General features: G+C 66.6%; 21 protein-coding genes. 6 read left to right on the top strand and 15 right to left on the bottom strand.

Translation table 11 applies throughout. The annotated features are described in order from the left end of the window. Positions 1-22: 22 nt before the first annotated feature. The 3 genes from A3Q7_RS0113790 to A3Q7_RS0113780 are packed head-to-tail and all read right to left on the bottom strand — an operon-like array spanning position 23 to position 3,270. A complete protein-coding gene (locus A3Q7_RS0113790) occupies positions 23-1,621 on the bottom strand; it encodes a sensor domain-containing diguanylate cyclase (RefSeq protein ID WP_232417979.1) in 1,599 nt (532 codons plus the stop codon). Beyond that, on the bottom strand, positions 1,611-2,033 hold the full coding sequence (locus A3Q7_RS0113785; RefSeq protein ID WP_018412482.1) for a type 2 periplasmic-binding domain-containing protein: 423 nt from the start codon (positions 2,031-2,033) through the stop codon (positions 1,611-1,613). Before A3Q7_RS0113785 ends, A3Q7_RS0113790 begins: the two co-directional genes overlap by 11 nt. A gap of 4 nt (positions 2,034-2,037) precedes the next feature. After that, positions 2,038-3,270: a porin gene (locus A3Q7_RS0113780; protein ID WP_018412481.1), complete on the bottom strand. Its 1,233-nt coding sequence runs from the start codon at positions 3,268-3,270 to the stop codon at positions 2,038-2,040. Positions 3,271-3,408: 138 nt separating this feature from the next. Here A3Q7_RS0113780 and A3Q7_RS0113775 point away from each other — a divergent pair, with 138 nt between their 5' ends. The 4 genes from A3Q7_RS0113775 (at position 3,409) to metW (ending at position 6,401) form a co-directional block, all read left to right on the top strand. Beyond that, positions 3,409-4,137, top strand: coding sequence for a YebC/PmpR family DNA-binding transcriptional regulator (locus A3Q7_RS0113775; RefSeq protein ID WP_018412480.1), 729 nt, complete (start codon positions 3,409-3,411; stop codon positions 4,135-4,137). A gap of 19 nt (positions 4,138-4,156) precedes the next feature. After that, positions 4,157-4,474 (top strand): heavy metal-binding domain-containing protein, encoded by a 318-nt coding sequence (locus tag A3Q7_RS0113770; protein WP_026224830.1) that lies wholly within the window; start codon positions 4,157-4,159, stop codon positions 4,472-4,474. Positions 4,475-4,647: 173 nt separating this feature from the next. Continuing rightward, positions 4,648-5,790, top strand: coding sequence for a homoserine O-succinyltransferase MetX (metX, locus tag A3Q7_RS0113765; protein ID WP_018412478.1), 1,143 nt, complete (start codon positions 4,648-4,650; stop codon positions 5,788-5,790). Positions 5,791-5,798: 8 nt separating this feature from the next. Next, complete coding sequence (gene metW, locus A3Q7_RS0113760) at positions 5,799-6,401, top strand: methionine biosynthesis protein MetW (protein ID WP_018412477.1); 603 nt, start codon at positions 5,799-5,801, stop codon at positions 6,399-6,401. 3 nt (positions 6,402-6,404) lie between these two features. Here metW and A3Q7_RS0113755 read toward each other — a convergent pair whose 3' ends face one another. The 7 genes from A3Q7_RS0113755 to A3Q7_RS0113725 all read right to left on the bottom strand — a co-directional run bounded on the left by A3Q7_RS0113755 (position 6,405) and on the right by A3Q7_RS0113725 (position 11,857). Then, positions 6,405-7,829: an AmpG family muropeptide MFS transporter gene (locus A3Q7_RS0113755; protein WP_018412476.1), complete on the bottom strand. Its 1,425-nt coding sequence runs from the start codon at positions 7,827-7,829 to the stop codon at positions 6,405-6,407. Between the two features lie 100 nt (positions 7,830-7,929). Then, a complete protein-coding gene (locus A3Q7_RS0113750) occupies positions 7,930-8,793 on the bottom strand; it encodes an HDOD domain-containing protein (RefSeq protein WP_018412475.1) in 864 nt (287 codons plus the stop codon). 118 nt (positions 8,794-8,911) lie between these two features. Then, positions 8,912-9,199, bottom strand: coding sequence for a YqjK family protein (locus tag A3Q7_RS0113745; RefSeq protein ID WP_018412474.1), 288 nt, complete (start codon positions 9,197-9,199; stop codon positions 8,912-8,914). Further along, a complete protein-coding gene (locus A3Q7_RS0113740; RefSeq protein ID WP_018412473.1) occupies positions 9,196-9,576 on the bottom strand; it encodes a phage holin family protein in 381 nt (126 codons plus the stop codon). Before A3Q7_RS0113740 ends, A3Q7_RS0113745 begins: the two co-directional genes overlap by 4 nt. A gap of 8 nt (positions 9,577-9,584) precedes the next feature. Then, positions 9,585-9,905 (bottom strand): DUF883 family protein, encoded by a 321-nt coding sequence (locus tag A3Q7_RS0113735; RefSeq protein ID WP_018412472.1) that lies wholly within the window; start codon positions 9,903-9,905, stop codon positions 9,585-9,587. A gap of 81 nt (positions 9,906-9,986) precedes the next feature. After that, a complete protein-coding gene (locus A3Q7_RS0113730; RefSeq protein WP_026224829.1) occupies positions 9,987-10,979 on the bottom strand; it encodes an SGNH/GDSL hydrolase family protein in 993 nt (330 codons plus the stop codon). Between the two features lie 83 nt (positions 10,980-11,062). After that, positions 11,063-11,857, bottom strand: coding sequence for an exodeoxyribonuclease III (locus tag A3Q7_RS0113725; RefSeq protein WP_018412470.1), 795 nt, complete (start codon positions 11,855-11,857; stop codon positions 11,063-11,065). A 56-nt stretch (positions 11,858-11,913) separates the two neighbouring features. Here A3Q7_RS0113725 and pyrE point away from each other — a divergent pair, with 56 nt between their 5' ends. Next, on the top strand, positions 11,914-12,534 hold the full coding sequence (gene pyrE / locus A3Q7_RS0113720) for an orotate phosphoribosyltransferase (RefSeq protein WP_018412469.1): 621 nt from the start codon (positions 11,914-11,916) through the stop codon (positions 12,532-12,534). Positions 12,535-12,560: 26 nt separating this feature from the next. Continuing rightward, positions 12,561-13,163, top strand: a complete 603-nt coding sequence (locus A3Q7_RS0113715; RefSeq protein ID WP_018412468.1) for a hypothetical protein — start codon at positions 12,561-12,563, stop codon at positions 13,161-13,163. Positions 13,164-13,194: 31 nt separating this feature from the next. On the opposite strand, the gene A3Q7_RS0113710 is transcribed toward A3Q7_RS0113715, so the two are convergent. The 5 genes from A3Q7_RS0113710 to rsmB all read right to left on the bottom strand — a co-directional run bounded on the left by A3Q7_RS0113710 (position 13,195) and on the right by rsmB (position 19,988). Next, on the bottom strand, positions 13,195-14,694 hold the full coding sequence (locus A3Q7_RS0113710) for a YifB family Mg chelatase-like AAA ATPase (protein WP_018412467.1): 1,500 nt from the start codon (positions 14,692-14,694) through the stop codon (positions 13,195-13,197). An 89-nt stretch (positions 14,695-14,783) separates the two neighbouring features. Further along, positions 14,784-16,031 carry a sigma-54-dependent transcriptional regulator gene (locus tag A3Q7_RS21300; RefSeq protein WP_018412466.1) on the bottom strand — a complete coding sequence of 416 codons (1,248 nt, stop codon included), beginning with the start codon at positions 16,029-16,031 and terminating at the stop codon, positions 14,784-14,786. 15 nt (positions 16,032-16,046) lie between these two features. Next, complete coding sequence (locus tag A3Q7_RS0113700) at positions 16,047-18,149, bottom strand: sensor histidine kinase (protein WP_018412465.1); 2,103 nt, start codon at positions 18,147-18,149, stop codon at positions 16,047-16,049. Beyond that, a complete protein-coding gene (locus A3Q7_RS0113695) occupies positions 18,146-18,757 on the bottom strand; it encodes a DUF4390 domain-containing protein (protein WP_026224827.1) in 612 nt (203 codons plus the stop codon). The genes A3Q7_RS0113700 and A3Q7_RS0113695 overlap by 4 nt, the downstream gene beginning before the upstream one ends. Then, the gene (rsmB, locus tag A3Q7_RS0113690; protein WP_018412463.1) at positions 18,708-19,988 is read right to left on the bottom strand and encodes a 16S rRNA (cytosine(967)-C(5))-methyltransferase RsmB; all 1,281 of its coding nucleotides are present in this window, start codon (positions 19,986-19,988) and stop codon (positions 18,708-18,710) included. Before rsmB ends, A3Q7_RS0113695 begins: the two co-directional genes overlap by 50 nt. Positions 19,989-20,067 lie beyond the last annotated feature (79 nt).

The raw sequence follows: 20,067 nt of genomic DNA, 5'->3' as shown, positions 1-20,067 counted from the left end.
GCCGGCGGTGTGGAAATCCGAATCAGGACGCGAAGCGGTACTGCGACTTGCCGGCGCGCTTGGCTTCGTACATCGCCTCGTCGGCACGACGCATCAGCGCGTCCGGCATTTCGTCGCGGGTGCGTGTGTACGCGATGCCGACGCTGGCGCCGATGCGTGCGTGCACCGCGCCATCCAGCTCGATCGGCCGCGCCAGCGAGGTGACGATCTTGGCGGCGATGAAGCGCGCGGTATCGGGCGAATCGAGCGCGCCCAGCACGACGATGAATTCGTCGCCCCCGAGTCGCGCCACCACGTCGCTGCGCCGGACGATGGATTCGAGCTGCCGTGCCACCGCGGTCAGCACGCGGTCTCCGGCCTCGTGTCCCAGGGTGTCATTGACCTCCTTGAAGCCGTCGAGGTCGACCAGCATGAGCGCCAGCCCGCCTTCCTGCAGACCGTCCAGCGCCTGGTCGAGCCGGTGTTCGATGCCGCGGCGGTTGAGCAGGCCGGTCAGTGCATCCCGCTCGGCCATGGCGATGGCCGAGGCCTCGGCGCGCTTCTGGTCGGTCACGTCGTTCACGATGCCCTGAAGAAGCTGGCCCGACATCGGGTTGAGCACCAGGTGCAGCCACAGCACATGGCCGTGTGCCGAGGTGGTCTGGAAATCGGCGGCGGCCGGTCTGTGATCGGACAGTGCGCGCACCATCAGCGCATCCAGGCGCGAAGCTTCGGGACCCAGCAGCCTGCGCAGGGAATAGGGCTCGGTGTCCTCGTTGCAGGCGGGCAGGCCCAGGGTACGTGCCAGCCACGGGTTCCAGTTGTGCATGCAGCCTTCGGCATCCAGCGTGAACATGCCGGTCTGCGCTGCCTCGAAAATGAGCCGGAATCGCTTTTCCGACTCCTCGCGCTGCGCGCGCAGCTCGCGTTCGCTGTCCAGCATGCCTTCCATGCGCACGATGAGGCCATTGATGTCGCCCGCCAGACGGCCGATTTCGTCGCCGCTGTGCCCGGCCGGCACCGGCACCCGGTCGCCGCTGCCGGCGCGCAGACTGTGCAGGCTGTCCGACAAGGTCTTGACCGGGCGTGTGATGACATTGAGCACGACCCACGCGGCCGCCAGCGCCACCGCCACCAGTTGCATGCCCAGGATGACCGCGATGAAGCGCGAATAGGCACCGGCATCCTCGTCGATGCGGTGGGCTGCCGGCCAAACCTCGATCTCGCCCACCTGCTGCTCGGGCATGAAGGGCGACATGAGCGGACGCACCTGCACCGGCAGAGCACGCCCGCTGCGTGCCGTTTCATGGCCGAGTTCGATCATGACGCGATTGCCCTCGCGTATCACCACCTTGTGCACCGAGCGGTTGCCGAGCAGGCCCTGGGCAACCTCGGCGGCGAGCTGTTCGTCGCGCGCGAAGGCGGCGACGCTGGCGGTGCGCTCGACCGACTGGATGAGGTCGGTCACGTTCTGCTGCAGGCGCTTGCGCTCTTCCTGCGCGACGACCACCGTGCTGCCCAGCGCCACCAGGGCACCCACCAGTCCGGCGAAGAAAAGGATGAGCAGCGTCGTGCGGCTGACGATGCCGTGGAGCAAGGGCTGCCGCCGCTGGCGCGCGGACGGTGACGGTTCAGTCGCCAAGGCGCAGCACCTGTCTGACGCGCCGGTCGTTCGCCGGCATTTCGACAAAACCTATCGCGCCGGGCTGGCGTGCGACACGCTCGAGCACTTCGCTCGCATCCTCGATCTGGTCCGGCGGCTGGGTGCGGCCGGAAAAGCGCAGGCGTGCCCAGTAGGCGTTGATTTCAGGCAGGCTCTTGCCGACCAGGGCACGATAGAACGCCTCGCGCAGCGGCCGGGTGTCCAGCACCACTGCCGGCGTACCCGAAGGCAGGGTCTTGAGACGGCCAAGGAAGACGTGGCTGGCTTCTTCACGGCTCAATTGTTCGATGCCCGAGCCCTGGTTCACGATGATCATCAGTTCGGCCGCCGGCGTACGCGTGCCGCACAGCGCGAGCAGGCTTATCAGTGCGGTGTTGACGACAGCCTTCATCGGCTCAGAACACGAAATCGAGTGCGATGGTAAACAGCGTGACACTGCGGTCCCGCACCGGCTGCCCGGCCTCGTCCACCAGCAGGAAAGACGCTGCTGCATCGACGTGGTCCACCTGCATCTTCAGGGCGTAGCGCCCGCCAAAGTCATAGCGTACCCCGGCGGTCACGGTATGGCTTTCCATGCGCAGACGGTCGCTCACCCGGTCGTACGACGCCTGCAGCGCGGACAGCACCGGCGGCAGCGCGAGCGGTTTGTCCTGCGGCTTCAGATGATTGAAGCTGTAACCGAGGTAGGGCTTGAACGCCCCGATGCGCCAGGCGGCGACCAACGATCCCGCCCAGCCCTCGAACACCGGAAAGGCACTGAAGCGTTCGCGGCCGATCACCGCCTCCAGCGACAGCGGCCCGCGTTCGTACAGCACGCCCATGCCGGCATGGGTCACCCGCGTTTCCTCGTCGATCTGTCCGGCCCGGATCGCGGCCTCCGGCACCAGCGCGGATGCGGTGAGCAGGGCATCGCGCAGCGTCAGCAGCGAGGGGTCGTGGTGGGTGCGACTGCTGCCCCAGGATGCCTTGACGGTGAGCGTTTCATTGCTCCATTCGGCGGTGGCGCCGAGGCGCAGCGGCTTGTCCTTGGTGAAGGACTGGCCATAGAGGTAGTAGCCGCCCCGCGCGCGGCCGCCATACACCTTGAAACTGCCGATCCCGCTGCCGAGCGGCCGGCTGGCCGTCAGTTCGGCGCCGTCGAACACGTCCTCGGTGCTCATTCCGAATACGTCGGCGGGTGGCCGTATCGTCGTATAGGCGTATCCGACGTGGCGGGATTCGCCGTGAAGATAGATGTCGGCCACCATGCGGCCCATCCGCAGATCCAGCCAGTCGCTGGCCGAATACCGGACGACCGCCCAGGTGAGTTCGGGCGACCAGTCGCCTTCGCGGCTCATGCGGCTCACCGCCTGTGCCATCACCGACCAGTCCGGCGAGAAATCGCGGTCTATCTGTACGCCGAGCCGGGTGTCGGTGCGCAGACCGAGCCTGTCGGCCTCGTAGCCGCGGGACTGATCGAGATCGCGCCGATACTGCACGCCGTCGCTGCCATGGTAGCCGGCGCCCAGCGTGCCGAAGCCGCCCAGCCGCCACCGGTCGGCCTCGTCGGCGGCCCGGACCGGGGCGGAAGCGATCGCGCATGCGATGCAGACGGTGATCAGAAAAGAAAGGAAACCAGTGCGCCTCATGCCGAACGGGGCCGCAGAAGGTCCCGGTCCAAAGAATGCCCGTAGGGCTCTAACGGATGGGCCGTCGTGGCGCTTGAGCCCGCCGGGCGGCGCCTCGTCTAAAATCCCGTTTTCAACATCACTGGACGGAAGTCTGAAATGGCCGGTCATTCGAAATGGGCCAACATCCAGCACCGCAAGGGGCGTCAGGACGCCAAGCGGGGCAAGGTGTTCACCAAGCTGATCAAGGAAATCACCGTCGCCGCGCGCATGGGCGGTGGCGACCCCAACTTCAATCCTCGTCTGCGCATGGCCATCGACAAGGCCAAGGCCGAGAACATGCCGGGCGACAATATCGATCGCGCGGTCAAGCGCGGCACCGGCGAGCTCGACGGCGCGAGCTACGAGGAAATCCGCTATGAAGGTTATGGCATCGGCGGCGCCGCGGTCATGGTGGATTGTCTCACCGACAACCGTACCCGTACCGTGGCCGACGTCCGTCACGCGTTTTCCAAGCACGGCGGCAATCTGGGTACCGACGGTTCGGTTGCCTTCATGTTCAAGCACTGCGGCCAGTTCATCTTTGCACCCGGCACCGCCGAGGACGCGCTGATGGATGCGGCGCTCGAGGCCGGCGCCGAGGACGTGCTGAGCAATGACGACGGCTCGATCGAAGTGATCAGCCCGCCGGCCGATTTCGTCACCGTGAAGGATGCGCTGGAAAAGGCCGGCTTCAAGGCCGAATTCGCCGAAGTGACGATGAAGCCGCTGAACGAATCGCCGCTCGCTGGCGACGACGCCGCCAAGATGCAGAAACTTCTCGACGCCCTGGACAGTCTGGACGACGTGCAGGAGGTCTACACCACGGCGGTGATGGACGAAGAGTAATCCACTGGAGGACATGCGCATGCTGCTCGCCACCACCCCCACGCTCGAAGGTCGTCCCGTCCGCCAGTATCACGGCGTGGTGACCGGCGAGGCCATCATAGGCGCGAACATCTTCAAGGACCTGTTCGCCAGCATACGCAATGTCGTCGGCGGGCGCGCCGGTGCCTACGAAAGCACGCTGGCCGATGCCCGCAACGCCGCGATGGAGGACATGAGCGAAGCCGCCGCCCGCCTGGGCGCCAACGCCATCGTCGGCATAGACATCGACTACGAGGTGCTGGGCGCCGACAACGGCATGCTCATGGTGTGCGTCAGCGGCACCGCGGTGACGGTCTGACTGCCCGACCGATTGACTTTCCGGCCCGATTCGCGAGAATGGGGTTTGTTTAAGGGCGCCGATTTGTCTCAGCTTGCGGGCGCCCGGGTTTTTCCGGCTTGGCCGGATTCCCTCATAAATTCGGCTAAAGCGAGGGCGAACCCGGTCCTGGCTTTGGCCTACCGGGTTTTTTCATGACCACTGAACATGCCATTCCCGCCGACAGCGTGGGCGTCGTCAGCCCGCTGTGCGCGCGTTTCGATTCGCCGCTGACCTTGAAGAGCGGCGCCGTACTGCCGGCTTTCGAGTTGATGTACGAAACCTACGGCGAACTCAATGCGGCGCGCAGCAATGCGGTGCTGGTGTGTCCGGCGCTGTCCGGCCATCACCACGCGGCCGGTTTCTACGCCGACGCGCCGAAGAACCTCGGCTGGTGGGACAACCTGATCGGTCCGGGCAAGCCGCTGGATACGCGCCGCTTCTTCGTCATCGCGGTGAACAACCTCGGCGGCTGTCACGGCTCGACCGGGCCGATCACGGTCAATCCGGAAACCGGCAAGCCTTGGGGCGCCGACTTCCCGGTGGTGACGGTCGAGGATTGGGTGGCGGCGCAGTCGCTGCTGGCCGACCGCCTCGGCGTCGGCGAATGGGCGGCGGTGATGGGCGGCAGCCTGGGCGGCATGCAGGCGATGAGCTGGAGCATCCATTGTCCGTCGCGCGTGCGCCACGCCATCGTGATCGCGTCCGCGCCCAAGCTCACCGCGCAGAACATCGCCTTCAACGAGGTGGCGCGCCAGGCCATCATCACCGATCCGGACTTCCACGGCGGCCACTTCTACGAACACGACACGCTGCCGCGTCGTGGCCTGCGGCTGGCACGCATGCTGGGTCACATCACCTATCAGTCGGACGAACTGATGGCCGAGAAATTCGGTCGCCGCCTGCGCGAGGGCGGGCGCAAGTTCAGTTTCGAGGTGGAATTCGAGGTCGAATCCTATCTGCGCTACCAGGGCGACAAGTTCGCCGGCAGCTTCGACGCCAACACCTATCTGCTGGCGACGCGTGCGCTTGACTACTTCGATCCTGCGGGCGATGCCGGCGGCGATCTGGCGGCGGCCTTCGCGCCTGCGCGCGCCGACTTCCTGCTGGTGTCCTTCTCGACCGACTGGCGCTTTGCGCCATCGCGCTCGCGCGAAATCGTCGACGCGCTGATGCGCAACCGCCGCAATGTGAGCTATGCCGAAATCGAATCGAGCGCCGGCCATGATTCCTTCCTGCTGGACGATCCGCACTACCACTCGGTGCTGCGCGCCTACTTCGACAACATCACGACTTGAGGCCTGCCATGAGCGCATTTGACGGACGTGTGGATTACGGCGTGATCGCCGGCTGGGTCAGCGAAGGCAGCCGCGTGCTCGACCTCGGCTGCGGCGATGGTTCGCTGCTACGCCATCTGGAACGCACGCGGGGAGCGACCGGCTACGGCGTGGAGATCGACATCGAGCGCGTGATCGCCTGCATGAAGAACGGCATCAACGTGCTGCAGATCGATCTGGAGAAGGGGCTGTACGACTTCGTCGACCAGAGCTTCGACCTGGTCATCATTTCCAATGCGCTGCAGACCCTGCACCGGACCGAAAAACTGCTGACCGAAATGCTGCGCGTCGGCCGCGAGGCGGTAGTGAGTTTCCCGAACTTCGCCTTCTGGAAGCACCGCATGGCCATCATGGACGGCCACATGCCGGTGTCCGACCGCCTGCCTTACCAGTGGTACGACACGCCCAATGTCCGCTTCTTCACCATCGTCGATTTCGAGTCGCTGTGCGACAAGCTGGGCATACGGATACACGAACGCCTGGTGCTCGACGACGACGGCCAGCCGGTCAAGGACGAACCGAACTTCCTGGGCAGCTTTGCGCTGTATCGGCTTGGAGGGACTGGAGGCTAGGGATCAGGGAGTTCCGGGCGGCGAAACCGCCCGCATGCTTTCTCCAGCCCCTGGCCCCTGTTCCCTGCCCTTCGCGCGCGCAGCGAGCAGCACCAGCGCCAGCACCGGTACACCGAGCAATGCGGTACCGGTGAAGAAGGCTTCGTAGCCGTGGGCATCGACGTACACACCTGAAAAACCGGCCACGAATTTCGGCAGCAGCAGCATGAGCGAACTGAACAACGCATACTGGGTGGCCGAGTAGGCGACATTGGTCAGGCCCGACAGATAGGCGACGAAAGCCGACGACGCGATGCCGGCCGACAGGTTGTCGGCGGATACCGCGAATATCAGGCCGTTCACGTCGTGGCCCCGCCCGGCCAGCCAGACGAACAGCAGATTGGTTGCCGACGACAGCAGCGCGCCCAGGAACAGCGTTTTCATGACGCCCAGCCGGGCGGTCAGCACGCCGCCGATGAAGGCGCCCGCTATGGTCATGGCCACGCCATACACCTTGGCCACGCTGGCCACTTCGTCCTTGGTGTACCCCATGTCCACATAGAAGGTATTGGCCATGATGCCCATCACCACGTCGGAAATGCGGTAGGTGCCGATCAGTGCGAGCAGCAGCACCGCCTGCCAGCCGTAGCGCCGGATGAAATCGACGAAGGGCGAGACCGCCGCACCGTGCAGCCAGGTCGCGAGCTGCAGCAAGGGGCCGTGCAGCCCGCCCCGCATGAGCCATTCGCGTGCGCGCCGTTCGCGCTGCAGCGTGTCGGCCGACACCGGCGCGTCCGGTTCGCGGATGAGCAGCGTGGTCACCACGCCGACCGCCATCATGGCCGCCATCACCAGATAGGCGAAGCGCCACGGGCCGTGTTCGTAAAGCTGTTCCGTCGTGTCGGCCCAGGCCGCCAGCCACAGCACGCCGGCTGAAGCGACGATCATGGCGATGCGGTAGCCGCCCTGGTAGGTGGCCGCCATCGCGCCCTGCAGGCTCTGTTCGACCGCTTCGATGCGATAGGCATCGAGCGCGATGTCCTGGGTTGCCGAGGCGAAGGCGACCGCCAGCGCACACCAGGCCATGCGTTCGATCGCCTGCGCGGGGTCGGTCTGCGCCATGCCGAACAGCGCGCCGGCGATGGCGAGCTGCGACAGCAGCAGCCAGGCGCGGCGGCGGCCCAGCCTGCGGGACAGCAGCGGCAGCGGCAGCCGGTCCACCAGCGGCGACCACATCCACTTGAAGCCATAGGCCAGCCCTATCCAGCTGAAATAGCCTATGGTCGAGCGCTCTATGCCGGCTTCGCGCAGCCAGAAGGACAGCGTGCCGAGCACCAGTATCAGAGGCAAGCCGGCGGAAAAACCGAGAAAGAACATGCCGGCCACGCGCGGGTGCGCATAGACCTTGAAACTGTCCAGCCAGCCGGACAGCGGGGACGAAGGATTCACGGGTGCGGATCGGTGGAAGCGGCGTCAGCCGGCGAAGATACCAGTCCGCGCCCGCGTGTGCCGCATTTCCTCGGATGCCTGCCGCTGCGCGGCGCCGCGTTCAGGCGAAGTCGGTGAAGAAGAGGTTCATCACCGCACCGAGGGCGCTCGACGCCTCGGCGCAGGCGCCTTCGAAGGCCTGGGGCTCCAGGCGCACGATGTGCCAGGCGGTGGGATGCGTGCTGGCGACGATGCGTGCGGAATCGACCAGTTCCGCGTCATGGCCGACTGCGTTGCGCGCAAGATGCAGCAGCGACGCCTCGAATTCATGCGGTGCAGCACGCAAGGGGTCGAGCTGGCCGCCTATCGATACCGCGAAGCCGCGCGGCAACCGCCATTCCTGCAGCAGCGCGGCACCGACCTGGGCGTAATCGCAGCCGACGATGTCGCGTTCGAGCTGATCCAGCGCGGCGCCCGAGGTGCGGCTTTCCACCAGCGCCTGTTCCGCCCGTTGCGGCGTCTGCATGTACATGACCATGTGGCCGATGTCGGCCAGTATGCCGCCGACGAAAAGACGTTCCGCATCGAGCAGGCCGCAGCTCTTGGCTGCAGCGCGGGCGAGCAGGCCGCGCATCGCCGAACAGCGCCAGAACCGGGCCACATCCATCCGTTCGGGACGCATGCCGGCAAACACCGAGGTCACCGTGGTGGCGAGCACGATGTCGTGCACCTGTTGCATGCCGAGCACGCTGACCGCGCGCGACATCGTTTCGATGCGCCCGGGAAAGCCATAGAACACGCTGTTTACGACCCGCAGCACGCGCAGGGTGATGCCCGGATCCGCCGCCACCACCTTGGCCAGTTCGATGACCGATCCATCCGGATCGTCGATCACCTGTTTGACGCGGTGATAGATGGCCGGCAGCGTGACCAGTTCGGTGGTGCGCCGCGCCAGTTCTTCGGCGGTATGGGGAGTGCTGCTCATGGACGGGAGGGTGTGATCTGTGCGGATGAGCTGAATTCGGCCTCGTTGCCAGAAACTTGAGTGTCGCCTGCCTCGGGCGACCGGTCGGTTCGCCCGGTCTTCCCGGGAAAAACTCCGATCAGCGATCCAGCCGCTGGTGCAGCGACCCGAGAAGGCGCCATGCGCCCCACAGTCGCAGGCCCCAGCGCCATACCCTGCGGGGCCGGACCAGCGCGAACCCCACCACCCCGGCTGCCAGCATCTCGGGATTGCGGCGCACCCAGGCGATGCCGTCCCGGACATGGTCTATCGTGTTGAACAGCGGATCGAGCACCGCGGACTGCGTTGCGGCTTCACGGCGCAGCCTGCGCGAACGCTCGACCAGGCGTTCCCTGCGCAACGCCAGGCGCAGCCGACGCTCGTTCATGAGTCCAGCATGTCCCGATCGCGTCTCAGCTCGTCCAGCGTGGAGGCGAACAGACGCGTGCCCTCGGCGATGCGCGCGCGGGCGATCACGGCGGCAATGCCACCGAGCGTGATGAACAGCGTGGAAAACAGAGTAAGGACCAGCAGACGGTGGCTGTCCCACAGAAGCACGGTCAGCAGCACAGCGAGAAAGGCGATGCCGAAGGTGAGGAAAGCGACCGCCAGCGCGCCATAGACCAGCAGTTCGGTCAGGCGCAGGGCCTCATCGCGTGCTTCGACGGTCAGCAGTTCCAGCCTGACATGAATGATTTCGATCAGGCTGGAAATGAGTCCCTTGAGCGAAACGGCAGCACGTTCGGGCCGGGGAGGGGCGGCCACGATGATGCTCAGCGGCGGCCGATCAGCAGGCCCACGAGCAGGCCGACACCCGCAGCCACGCCCATGGATTTCCATGGGTGCTCGTGAACGTAGTCGTCGGTGGCGCGCGCCACTTCGCGCGACTTTTCCTTCAGCGCGGCTTCCGCATCGGCCAGCTTGTGGCGCGCGGAAGTCAGGTTTTCCTGCATGCGGGCACGCAGTTCGACGACCTTTTCGCCGGCCTGGTTGGCAGTGGCGCGCAGAAGCTCTTCCGCGTCGGCGATCACCACCTTGAGGTCCGCCACCAGCTTTTCCTTGGTGACATTGCTTTGATCGATCAGGTCGGACATATCAGTTCTCCTTGTTCGTTGCATCGTTCCGCGATTCGGAACCGGTAGGTCGAAGGTAAAGCTTTATGGCATCGGCCGCAATCAAAGCCTGTCGCTGTTTGCCGTCCTGCGTTGTAGGCGCAGGGCTACGCCGGTCGCGAACAGTCCGCCTGCCAGCAGCATCCACGAATGCGGCTCCGGCACCAGCGCGACCGCAAAGGTCTGTGCCACCAGTCGATGCGCCTGGGAGGTGATGTGAACGTCATCCCAGAACAGATGGCCCACGCCGCTGACCACGCAGGCCAATACTTCCCTGCAGGGTGTGTCGACATCGGTGAAGCCGTATTGATCCGGATCAGCGATGGCCGATTCCATCATGCCGAACACATCGGCGCTGCGGATGTCGGCGTTCGCCAGTGTCAGGTCGAGCGAGGCAAGCAGGCTCTCCAGTGCTGCGTTGTGCTCGATGCTGCGCTGGCTGCCGAGGGTGGATACCAGCGGCCCCTCCTCCAGCAGCGAGGGCGTGCGGCCGAGGTCGGCCATGTTCGGGATCAGGAAGTTGCGGGCACCCTGGTCGTACAGCGCGGTGATGGCGCTGCCGATGTGGGCGATCGCATTGCTCACGGTGGCGGACGAGGACAGCGCGTCGGGCAGAAAATAATCGTTCGGACCGGCCCAGATCAGGTACAGCGCATTCGCGTCGGCGCCGCCGGCATCGCCCAGGTAGCGGGCGACCTGGGCCGTCACGCCGGTGCCGTTGAAGGCGTTGGCGGGCAGACCGAGCAGACCGCTGTCGTCCACATAGTTGTCCGATCCCCCGCCGGCCGGGGTGCCGGTGCGGGCGCCTCCAAACGCGTAATTGGTCAGCGTCGTGCCCAGGCTGTCCGCCAGGTACTCGACCGCGACCGGTCCGTTGGAAAAGCGTCCGCTGGCATAGCCGAAGGCGGGCGACGGGAAGACATTGCCGGTGGCCGCCAGGAAATTACCGGTGTCGGACAGGCTGTCGCCGAACACGTACAGACCTGAATAGGCTGCGGCCGCCGGCATGGACAGCGACAGCGCCGCAATGTACGCAAGGACCTTGACCCGCTTCATGATCCCTCCTCCTCGCTCGGTGAGCTGTTTCTCGGCCCGACGCCATCCGGGTTCGGCCGGTTCCGTCAATGCGCTCCGCACCTTCACGCGCTATCGACATCGTAGTCGACAATGAGCGGAGCATGATCGCTGAAGCGTACGTCCTTGTAGACGCGGGCCGCGCGGGCACGCGCCGCGATGCCCGGTGTGGCGATCTGGTAGTCGATGCGCCAGCCCACGTTCTTCGCCCTGGCCTGGCCGCGGTTGCTCCACCACGTATAGCAGTCCTCGGTGGCGTCCGGATGCAGCATCCGATAGACATCCACCCAGCCGAGTTCCCCGAGCAGGGCGCTCATCCAGGCGCGTTCCTCGGGCAGGAAGCCGGAATTCTTCAGATTGCCCTTCCAGTTCTTGAGGTCCATCTCCTGATGGGCGATGTTCCAGTCGCCACAGATGACGATTTCGCGGCCGCGTGCCCGCAGGGTGGCCAGATGCGGCACGAAGGCGTCGAGGAAGCGGAATTTCGCTTCCTGGCGCTCGGGCGCGCTGGAGCCGGACGGCAGGTAGAGCGATACCACGGTGAATTCGCCGAAATCGGCTTCGACGTAACGGCCTTCGTCGTCGAACTCGGGTACGCCGAAGCCGGTGATGACGCGTTGAGGGGCCTGACGGGCGTACAGGCCGACGCCGCTGTAGCCCTTTTTCTGCGCGAAATGGAAATGGCCGTCGGCCCCGCCCATCGCCGCCGGAGCGCGCATCGTGCTGTCGAGATCGGCCTGCTGCGCTTTCAGTTCCTGCACGCACAGCACGTCGGGCGCTTCGGTCGCCACCCAGTCCCAGACCCCCTTGCCGGTCGCCGACCGGATACCGTTGAGGTTGAGCGACACGATACGTAACATGATCGGTTTGTCCGTTCGAGTGATTGGAAAAGCCCGTGGATTCTAGACGTGAATTCGTGAAGTTCGCCTGCGATGCCGGCGTGTTGCGGTTCGGCCGCTTCACCACCAAGGCGGGGCGCGAATCCCCGTACTTCTTCAACGCCGGCCTGTTCAACAGCGGCGCCTCGGTGCTCAAGCTTTGCGGCTTCTATGCCGAAACCATCCTTGAACGCGCGCCGCAGTTCGACATGCTGTTCGGTCCGGCCTACAAGGGCATTGTGCTGGCCGCCGGTACCGCGATGCAGATCGCGCAGCGGGGGCGCGACCTGCCTTTCGCGTACAACCGCAAGGAGGCGAAGGACCATGGCGAGGGCGGCACCCTGATCGGAGCACCGCTCAAGGGCCGCGTGCTCATCATCGATGACGTGATCAGCGCCGGTACCTCGGTGCGCGAATCGGTGGACATGATCCGGGCGGCGGGCGCCGAACCGGCCGGTGTGGCGATTGCCCTCGACCGCATGGAAAAGGGCACGGGAGAATTGTCAGCGGTGCAGGAAGTCGAAAAGGCCTACGGTATCCCTGTCGTGGCGTGCGCGACGCTGGCGGATCTCATCGCCTATGTGCAGGATGCGCCGGCACTGAAAGACAACCTCGAAGCGGTGCGCGCCTACCGCGCACGCTATGGAGTAAGTGACTGAACATGCGATCGGCCACGCTGCGGCAGATGACGGGAGGGCTGTTCGCCCTGGGACTGCTGCATGCATCCTGTACCGAGGCGCGCGTCTTTTGCTGCAAGGATGCGCGCGGCCAGCAGGTGTGCGGAGACACGCTGCCGCCGGCTTGCGCCGACCGCGGCTATCGCGAACTGAACAGCCAGGGCGCGACCGTGCGGCAGATCGAGGCGCCGATGACCGAGGATCAGCGCGCACGCCGTGACGCCGATGCAAAACGCCAGGCGGACGAGGAGCGGGCGCGCCAGGAATTGCGCCGGCGCGATACCACCCTGCTCAATACCTACACCAGCGAAAAGGAAATCATGTCGGCGCGCGATCGGCGCGTCGCCGACCTCGAGGAATTGCTCGCCCGGCTGCGCGAACAGCAGGGCACGCTGGCCGAGCGCCGCAAGAAGCTGGAGGAGGACGCTGCGCGCTTCACCGGCCAGGGCAAGCGCGTCCCCTCGGGCATCCAGGACAGGCTGGACACCACGCGCGAGGATCTGCGCCAGATCGGCGAGAACATCGCTTTCAAGGAACGCGATCTGGCGGACACCCGCAAGCGCTTCGAGGACGATCTGAAGCGCTTCCGGGAGTTGCACAAGCAGCCCTGAGCCTGGCTGTCGCCGGTGAGAGGGTCATCCCTCAGTCCGGCCTCGCATCGAGCTGACGACGGTATTGCACGGCCTCCGCCACATGGGCGGCCGACAGGTGCGCCGAACCCGCGAGATCGGCAATGGTGCGCGCGACCTTCAGGCAGCGGTGATAGGCGCGCGCCGACAGTTGCAACTGGCCCATCGCGCGCGCCATGAGCGCGCCGGCACCTTCATCCATGATGCACATGCGATCGATGTCCGAGGCGTCGAGCGCCTGATTGGGCTTGCCCTGACGCGTCCGCTGCCGCTCGCGCGCCGCGTGCACGCGCAGACGCACGGTTGCGCTGTCCTCGCCCGGCTTGCCGCGCAACTCCTCGGCGGTCAGCGCAGGTACGTTCACCATGATGTCGATGCGGTCGAGCAGCGGGCCGGACAGCCGTCCGCGGTAACGGGCGATCTGATCCGGGGTGCAGCGACACCGGCAGGACGGGTGGCCCAGATAGCCGCAGGGACAGGGGTTCATCGCCGCCACGAGCTGGAAGCGCGCCGGAAACTCGGCGCGCCGGGCCGCGCGCGCAATGCATACGCGACCGGTTTCCAGCGGTTCGCGCAGCGACTCGAGCACGCGGCGATCGAATTCCGGCAATTCGTCGAGGAAAAGCACGCCGTGATGGGCCAGCGATATTTCTCCCGGACGAGGCAGCGTGCCGCCGCCCACCAGCGCCGCCATGCTGGCGGAGTGATGCGGCGCGCGGAACGGTCGCTGCCCCAGCCGTGCCGGATCGAACAGGCCGACGGACGACAGCAGGGCGGCGCTTTCCAGCGCCTCGTTCTCGTCCATGTCGGGCAGCAGGCCGGGAAAGCGCGCGGCCAGCATGGATTTGCCGGTGCCGGGCGGGCCGCTCATCAGCAGCGAATGCGCCCCGGCAGCGGCAATTTCCAGCGCCCGCCGCGCACCCTGCTGGCCGCGCACATCGGCCAGGTCCGGGGGCGGGATGAGGAGGCGCGGCCGGTCAGGGTGAGCGGGAGGCAGGATGCGCTGTCCGCACAGGTGAGCGCACACATCGAGCAGCGTGCGCGCGGCACGGATGTCGCAGCGGGCCGCCAGTACCGCTTCGCCTGCCGATTCCTCGGGCAGTATGAATGCGCGACCGGCGCTGCGCGCACCCAGTGCCATCGGCAGCGCGCCGCGCACGGGTCTGAGCGCGCCGGTCAGCGACAGTTCGCCGGCGAACTCGATGTCATCCAGAGCGGACGCGTCCAGCGATCCGGCGGCGATCAGGATGCCGAGCGCGATCGGCAGATCGAAGCGACCCGATTCCTTGGGCAGGTCGGCCGGCGCAAGATTGACCGTGATGCGGCGGGACGGGAAATCGAAGCCGGAACTGAGGATGGCGGCGCGCACGCGATCGCGCGCCTCGCGCACCTCGACATCGGGCAGCCCGACCAGGCTGAAGGCCGGCAGGCCGTTCGAAACATGTACTTCGACGGTGACTTCCGGCGCATGCATGCCGGCGAGGGCACGGCTGCGCAACAGGGCAAGAGACATGGCATCGCCATCCGACGGGATGGCATGCAGTCTATACAAATGTCATTGCCGGTGCGCGCCCTGCGCGCGTCACCCGGCTCCGCCACCGACTACTCGTGCGTTTCGCTGCGGCGCCCGACCGGCAGTCCCAGTTGCTTGAGCTTGCGGTACAGATGGGTGCGTTCCAGTCCGGAGCGCTCGGCCAGGCGCGTCATGTTGCCGCCCTCGCGTTCCATGTGATGTTCGAAGTACATGCGCTCGAAGGCCTCGCGCGCCTCGCGCAGCGGCTGGTCCAGTCCGGGCATCGACGGCGTGCCGGCCTGGCGCAGCAGCGGGCGCAGGGCCGAGGCGTCGATGTCCTCGCCCAGTTCCGCCAGTGCGGCCGAGCGCAGTACCGATACCAGTTCCGCATAGCCATTGGGCCACGCGTGCTGTCTGAGCATGGGTCGCGCACTGTCGGCCAGTCGCCGCGCCGGGACTTCGCCGGAGTCCACCAGGTGCTTCAGCACGTCTTCCGCGAGGTCGGCGACCTCGTCGCGCAGATCGGCCAGCGGTGGCAGCGGCAGAACGATTTCGAACAGCCGCGCGAGCAGGCCGGGATCCCAGCCTGCGGCCTGCAGCTCGGCCGGATGCTGGGCACAGCATCCGATCAGGCGCGCGTCCAGCCGGTCCAGGCGCTCCAGCGCAAACGCGAGGTTCTTCTGCTGCATGCGCGACAATGTCGCGATGTCGCCTGCGTACAGCACGCCGCTGCGCGCACCATCGAGCTGCTCCTGCGTGATCGGGCCGGCGATGCCAGCGAAGTCAAGCCAGCGCCGACCCGGCACCATGAGGGTGCGCGCCGCGAGTTCGCCAAAGCTGGAAGGTCCGCAGCGCAGCAGTATGGTGCGCGAGCGAGTGGACATCTGTTCGATCTTGCGCCGCACGTCGCGCAGCATGCCGCTGCGGCCGATGGCCGACAGCGACGGTGCAGTCGGCCGCGCGTCGGGTGAACTGGCGCGCGCCAGTGCACGCTTCACGGTGGCCAGCAGCTTGGCCAGTGCGATCGGTTTTTCGAGAAAGTCCATGGCGCCGATGCGGGTGGCTTCGACCGCCGAATCGATGGTGCCGTGACCGGACATCATGACCACCGGCATCGTGAGCTGTCCGGCCGCGGCCCATTCCTTGAGCAGCGAAATGCCATCGGTGTCCGGCATCCAGATGTCGAGCAGCACCATGTCGGGTCGCTGCGCGGCGCGCGCGGCGCGCGCCGCGGCGGCATTCTCGGCGAGCGTCACGTCGTGTCCTTCATCGCTGAGGATTTCGGACAGCAGTTCGCGTATGCCCATTTCATCGTCTACGACCAGTATGCGAGCCATTCTTTCCTGATTCCTTCATGCCGCCAACGGCAGCGATATGCGGATTTCCGCGCCATGGGGCGCGATGTTCTCTATTTCGATGCGTCCTTCGTGCTCGTCGACGATCTTCTTGACGATGGCCAGACCCAGGCCGGTACCTTTTGCCTTGGACGTCACATAGGGTTCGAACGCGCGCGCCAGCACCTGCGGAGGAAAGCCGCTTCCGTTGTCGCGTACCGCAAGTTCGGCACGGCTGCCGCGGCGTCGCGTCTGGATGCAGATGACCGGTGCACCGGCGTCGGTCAGCGCATCTTCGGCGTTCTGCAGCAGGTTGTGGATGACCTGCCGCAACTGACCTGCATCGCCGGACACCCTTGGCAGGCCGGCAGCAAGTTGCCGCTCGATGCGTGCATTCGATGTTTCGTACAGGTCGAGCACCTCATCCACCAGGCCATTGAGGTCCAGAGGCGCGAGCGCGGGCTGCGGCAAGCGCGCGTAGTCGCGGAAGGCGTTCACCATATTCTTCATCGCTTCCACCTGTTCGACGATGGTGGATGTCGCGCGTGACAGCATGCGGCGACCGTCCTCGTCCAGACGTTCCGACAGCTTGAGTTGCAGCCGTTCGGCCGACAACTGTATCGGCGTCAGCGGATTCTTGATCTCGTGCGCGAGCCGCCGTGCCACTTCGCCCCATGCCGCGCTGCGTTGCGCGGCGATGAGCTGGGTGATGTCGTCGAACACGACGACGAAGCCGCCACCGCCCGCCTGCGGCAGTTGCGATCCGCGTATCAGCAGTGTGGTACCGGGTCCGTAGGGATCGGGAATGTCGATCTGGCGACTCCACGCCTCCTGGCCGTCGTCGATGGCGGCAACGATGGCGTCGCGCAGTTCGAGGTGGCGCGGCCATTGCGCCAGCGTCAGCGTTTCCCAGCCATCCAGCGCGTCGCGCAGTATGGACATCGCCCCCTGGTTGGCCGCGCGCAGCCGGGTTGACGGGCTGAACGCCAGCACGCCGGCCGACAGATTGCCCAGCACGCCTTCCAGATAGGTGCGCGCCGCTTCCGTTTCGGCACGGCTCTTTTCCGCTTGCGCACGCGCGTCCTGCAACTGTTCGGTCATGCGACGGAAGGACTGGGTCAGCGCACCCAGTTCGTCGCGCGAAGCCACGGCCGGAATCGGGCTGAAGTCGCCCTGCATCACGGCATCGGTGCCGCGCGCCAGGATGGACAGCGGCGCCGACATGCGCCGGCTGATCACGAAAGCCACCGCGAGCGCGGACAGCAGTGCGAGCAGCAGGGCCAGCGTCAGCGTAAGTCCGAAAATGCGCTTGAGCCCCGCGCGCGCCAGCGACAGTTCCTCGTAGTCGCGGTAGGCACTCTGCACCGCTTCGGCATTTTGCGCCAGCGACGGCGGCAGGGGCTGTATCAGTTGCAGCACCGGCGCGTCGCCTGCCAGCGCGGTGCCGCCTATCATGACCAGTGCGCGTACGCGCAGACCTTCGCTGTTGTCGGTGTCGACCGCCGCGATGCCCATGCCCTGACGCGCCTGACGCAATTGCGATGGCGTGGGCAGCGGCGGCACCAGCCGGGTGGCGGCCGAGCTGGTGGACATGACGCGGCCCTGCGCCGAGAACAGCGCCGCGCTCGCCACGCCGGCCTGTTCGCGCAACTGGTCCATGCGCGCGCCGCGCTGCGCCGGCGGTGTGTCGGCGAGATCGAGCGCGATGGCGCGCGCCTTTTCCAGCAGATCCTCCGACAGGTAATCCAGCGTGTTGCGCCCGAGATTGAGACCACCCTCCAGCGCCTGTTCGATCCGCACGTTGAACCAGGAATCGACCGAACGCGACACGAAGCTCACCGACAGCACATAGATCATCGCGCCCGGCGCCACCGCAAGCGCGGCAAAAGCGGCGAACAGCCGCAGCTTGAGGCGCGAACCGAACACCGCGCGGCGGTTCTCGCGCAACAACTGGCTCACCAGCCAGGCGACCAGGCCGAGCAGGCCGAGCGCCGCGGTCACATTCAGCCCGAGCAGCAGTGGATAGTTGCGCGCGAACAGTTCGGTGTTCTCGCTGGCCAGCGACAGCAACACGAGCAGCACGCCACTGATGGCCGTGGTGATGACGATGAACAGCCTCATCGATGTGTCCCCGCTTGTGCCGTGAAGCCCCAGCGCGCCCAGTCGGATTCCAGCGTCCAGTCGCGATTGCTCATGGCGCTGAGCTGGAAGGGCTTGGGCAATTGCGTCACGTCCAGCCGCAGTCGCAAGGCCGCGACATAGCTCGCGCCCGGCGTGAGCTTGCCGGTGTCCACCACGGCCCAGCCATGCACGCGACCGATCAGGCGAAGTGCGTCGTCCAGGGTGTCGAAGCTCTGGTGCAGCGCCCCGGTGGATACGCGGTACTGCCGCGTCAGCGCGTGATAGCTCAGGCGGTAGGTCTGGCTGCGTTCGACCACCTCCTCATCCAGCCAGTACCAGCGCGGCCGGGTGATCTCGAACTCGAGCACGAAGTAGAGCGGAACGCCGCGGGTCACCGCATCGGCCAGCCGCTGCGACAGCGTGACCGCCACGTCGGTGCTGAGCTGGTAGCCCTCCTCGCCGTGATCCAGCCTGACCTCGCGCAGCGTGATGCTGCCGGCGAGCACGGCGCACGACCACAGGGCGAGCAGCAGGGCTGCCAGCCAGGCGCGCGGCCGTTCAGCCCTGGCGCGGCCGCTTCTGCAGCAATGCGTAGTAGAAGCCGTCATGCTCGGCGGTCGGCAACAGTTGCAGATCGGGCGCACCACATGGGCTCAGTTGTTCACAGTCGGGATGGCGGGTCAGGAAGGCCGCCACCTGATCCTGATTCTCGGCGCGGAACACCGAGCAGGTGGCATAGAGCAATTTACCACCCGCAGCGAGCAGCCGCCAAAGTGCGTCCAGGATGGCGCGCTGCTGAGCGACGAAATGCGCGATGTCACCCGGGCGGCGCAGCCACTTCGCGTCGGGGTGGCGCCGCAGTACGCCCGAGGCGCTGCAGGGCACGTCGGCCAGGATGCGGTCGAAAGGTCGACCGTCCCACCAGTCGTCAGGCTGCGCCGCATCGCCGATCGCGACGCGTCCGGGCAGCCCCAGCCGGCTGAAGTTCTCGTCGATGCGCCTGGCCCGGACCGGGTTGTGGTCGAGCGCCAGCAGATCGATGTCGGCGACTTCCAGCAGATGACAGGCCTTGCCGCCGGGGGCGGCGCTGGCGTCGAGCACGCGCTGGCCATTGCCGGCATCGAGCAGTCCGGCGGCATGTTGTGCGCCGATGTCCTGTACCGACAACTCTCCCTCGGCAAAGCCGGGCAGCCGCTGTACCGGTACCGGCTTGTCCAGCAGCAGGCCACAGTCGCCGCGCACCTGGGCGGACAGCCCGGCATCGACCAGACGTGCTTGCGCGCGCGCGAGGTCGGTGCGGCGGCGATTGATGCGCAGGGCCATCGGCGGGTGGGCATTGCCGGCACGCGCGATGTCCTGCCAGTGCCGCGGATGATCCTGTTGCAGGCGCTCCAGCCACCACTGCGGATGCTGCCACTGCGCCGCCGGGCTGGCCGCGACCGCGTCGTCCAGCGCCTGGGTGCGACGCTGCGCGGTGCGCAGCACCGCATTCATCATGGACGCGAAGCGGTCGCCGCCGAGCGTGCGTGCGGCATCCACTGCCTGGCTCACCGTGGTGTGCGCGCTGTCCGGCCGAGCTTCCATGCGACACAGCGCCACCAGCAGCAGCGCCTGGCGGTCGGCTTCGCGCAACGCGCGCGGCACCAGCACGCCCAGCCGCGTCTGGATGGCGGTATGCGCACGCAGGCACTGATAGGCCATGTCGCGCACGGCAGCCGTATTCACGGCGTGAGCCGCGCCGCGCGACAGCGCTTCGTCGAGGGTGCTGCCGGCGATCACCGCGGCGACCGCGCGGGCCGCATCGAGCATGGATGCCGCGAGCGACTCGGCCGGCGGCATGCGGGAAGGGGAAGGACTTTTCAAGTGCGCAAGGTGTATGGCCGGAGCGCGATTGTACGCGTGCCGCCACGATCGGCGG

The sequence above is a fragment of the Methyloversatilis thermotolerans genome, from assembly GCF_000372885.1.
Lineage (GTDB): Bacteria > Pseudomonadota > Gammaproteobacteria > Burkholderiales > Rhodocyclaceae > Methyloversatilis > Methyloversatilis thermotolerans.
Note: the sequence above shows the minus strand (reverse complement) of the source record. Positions and strands in the feature narration are given on the sequence as shown.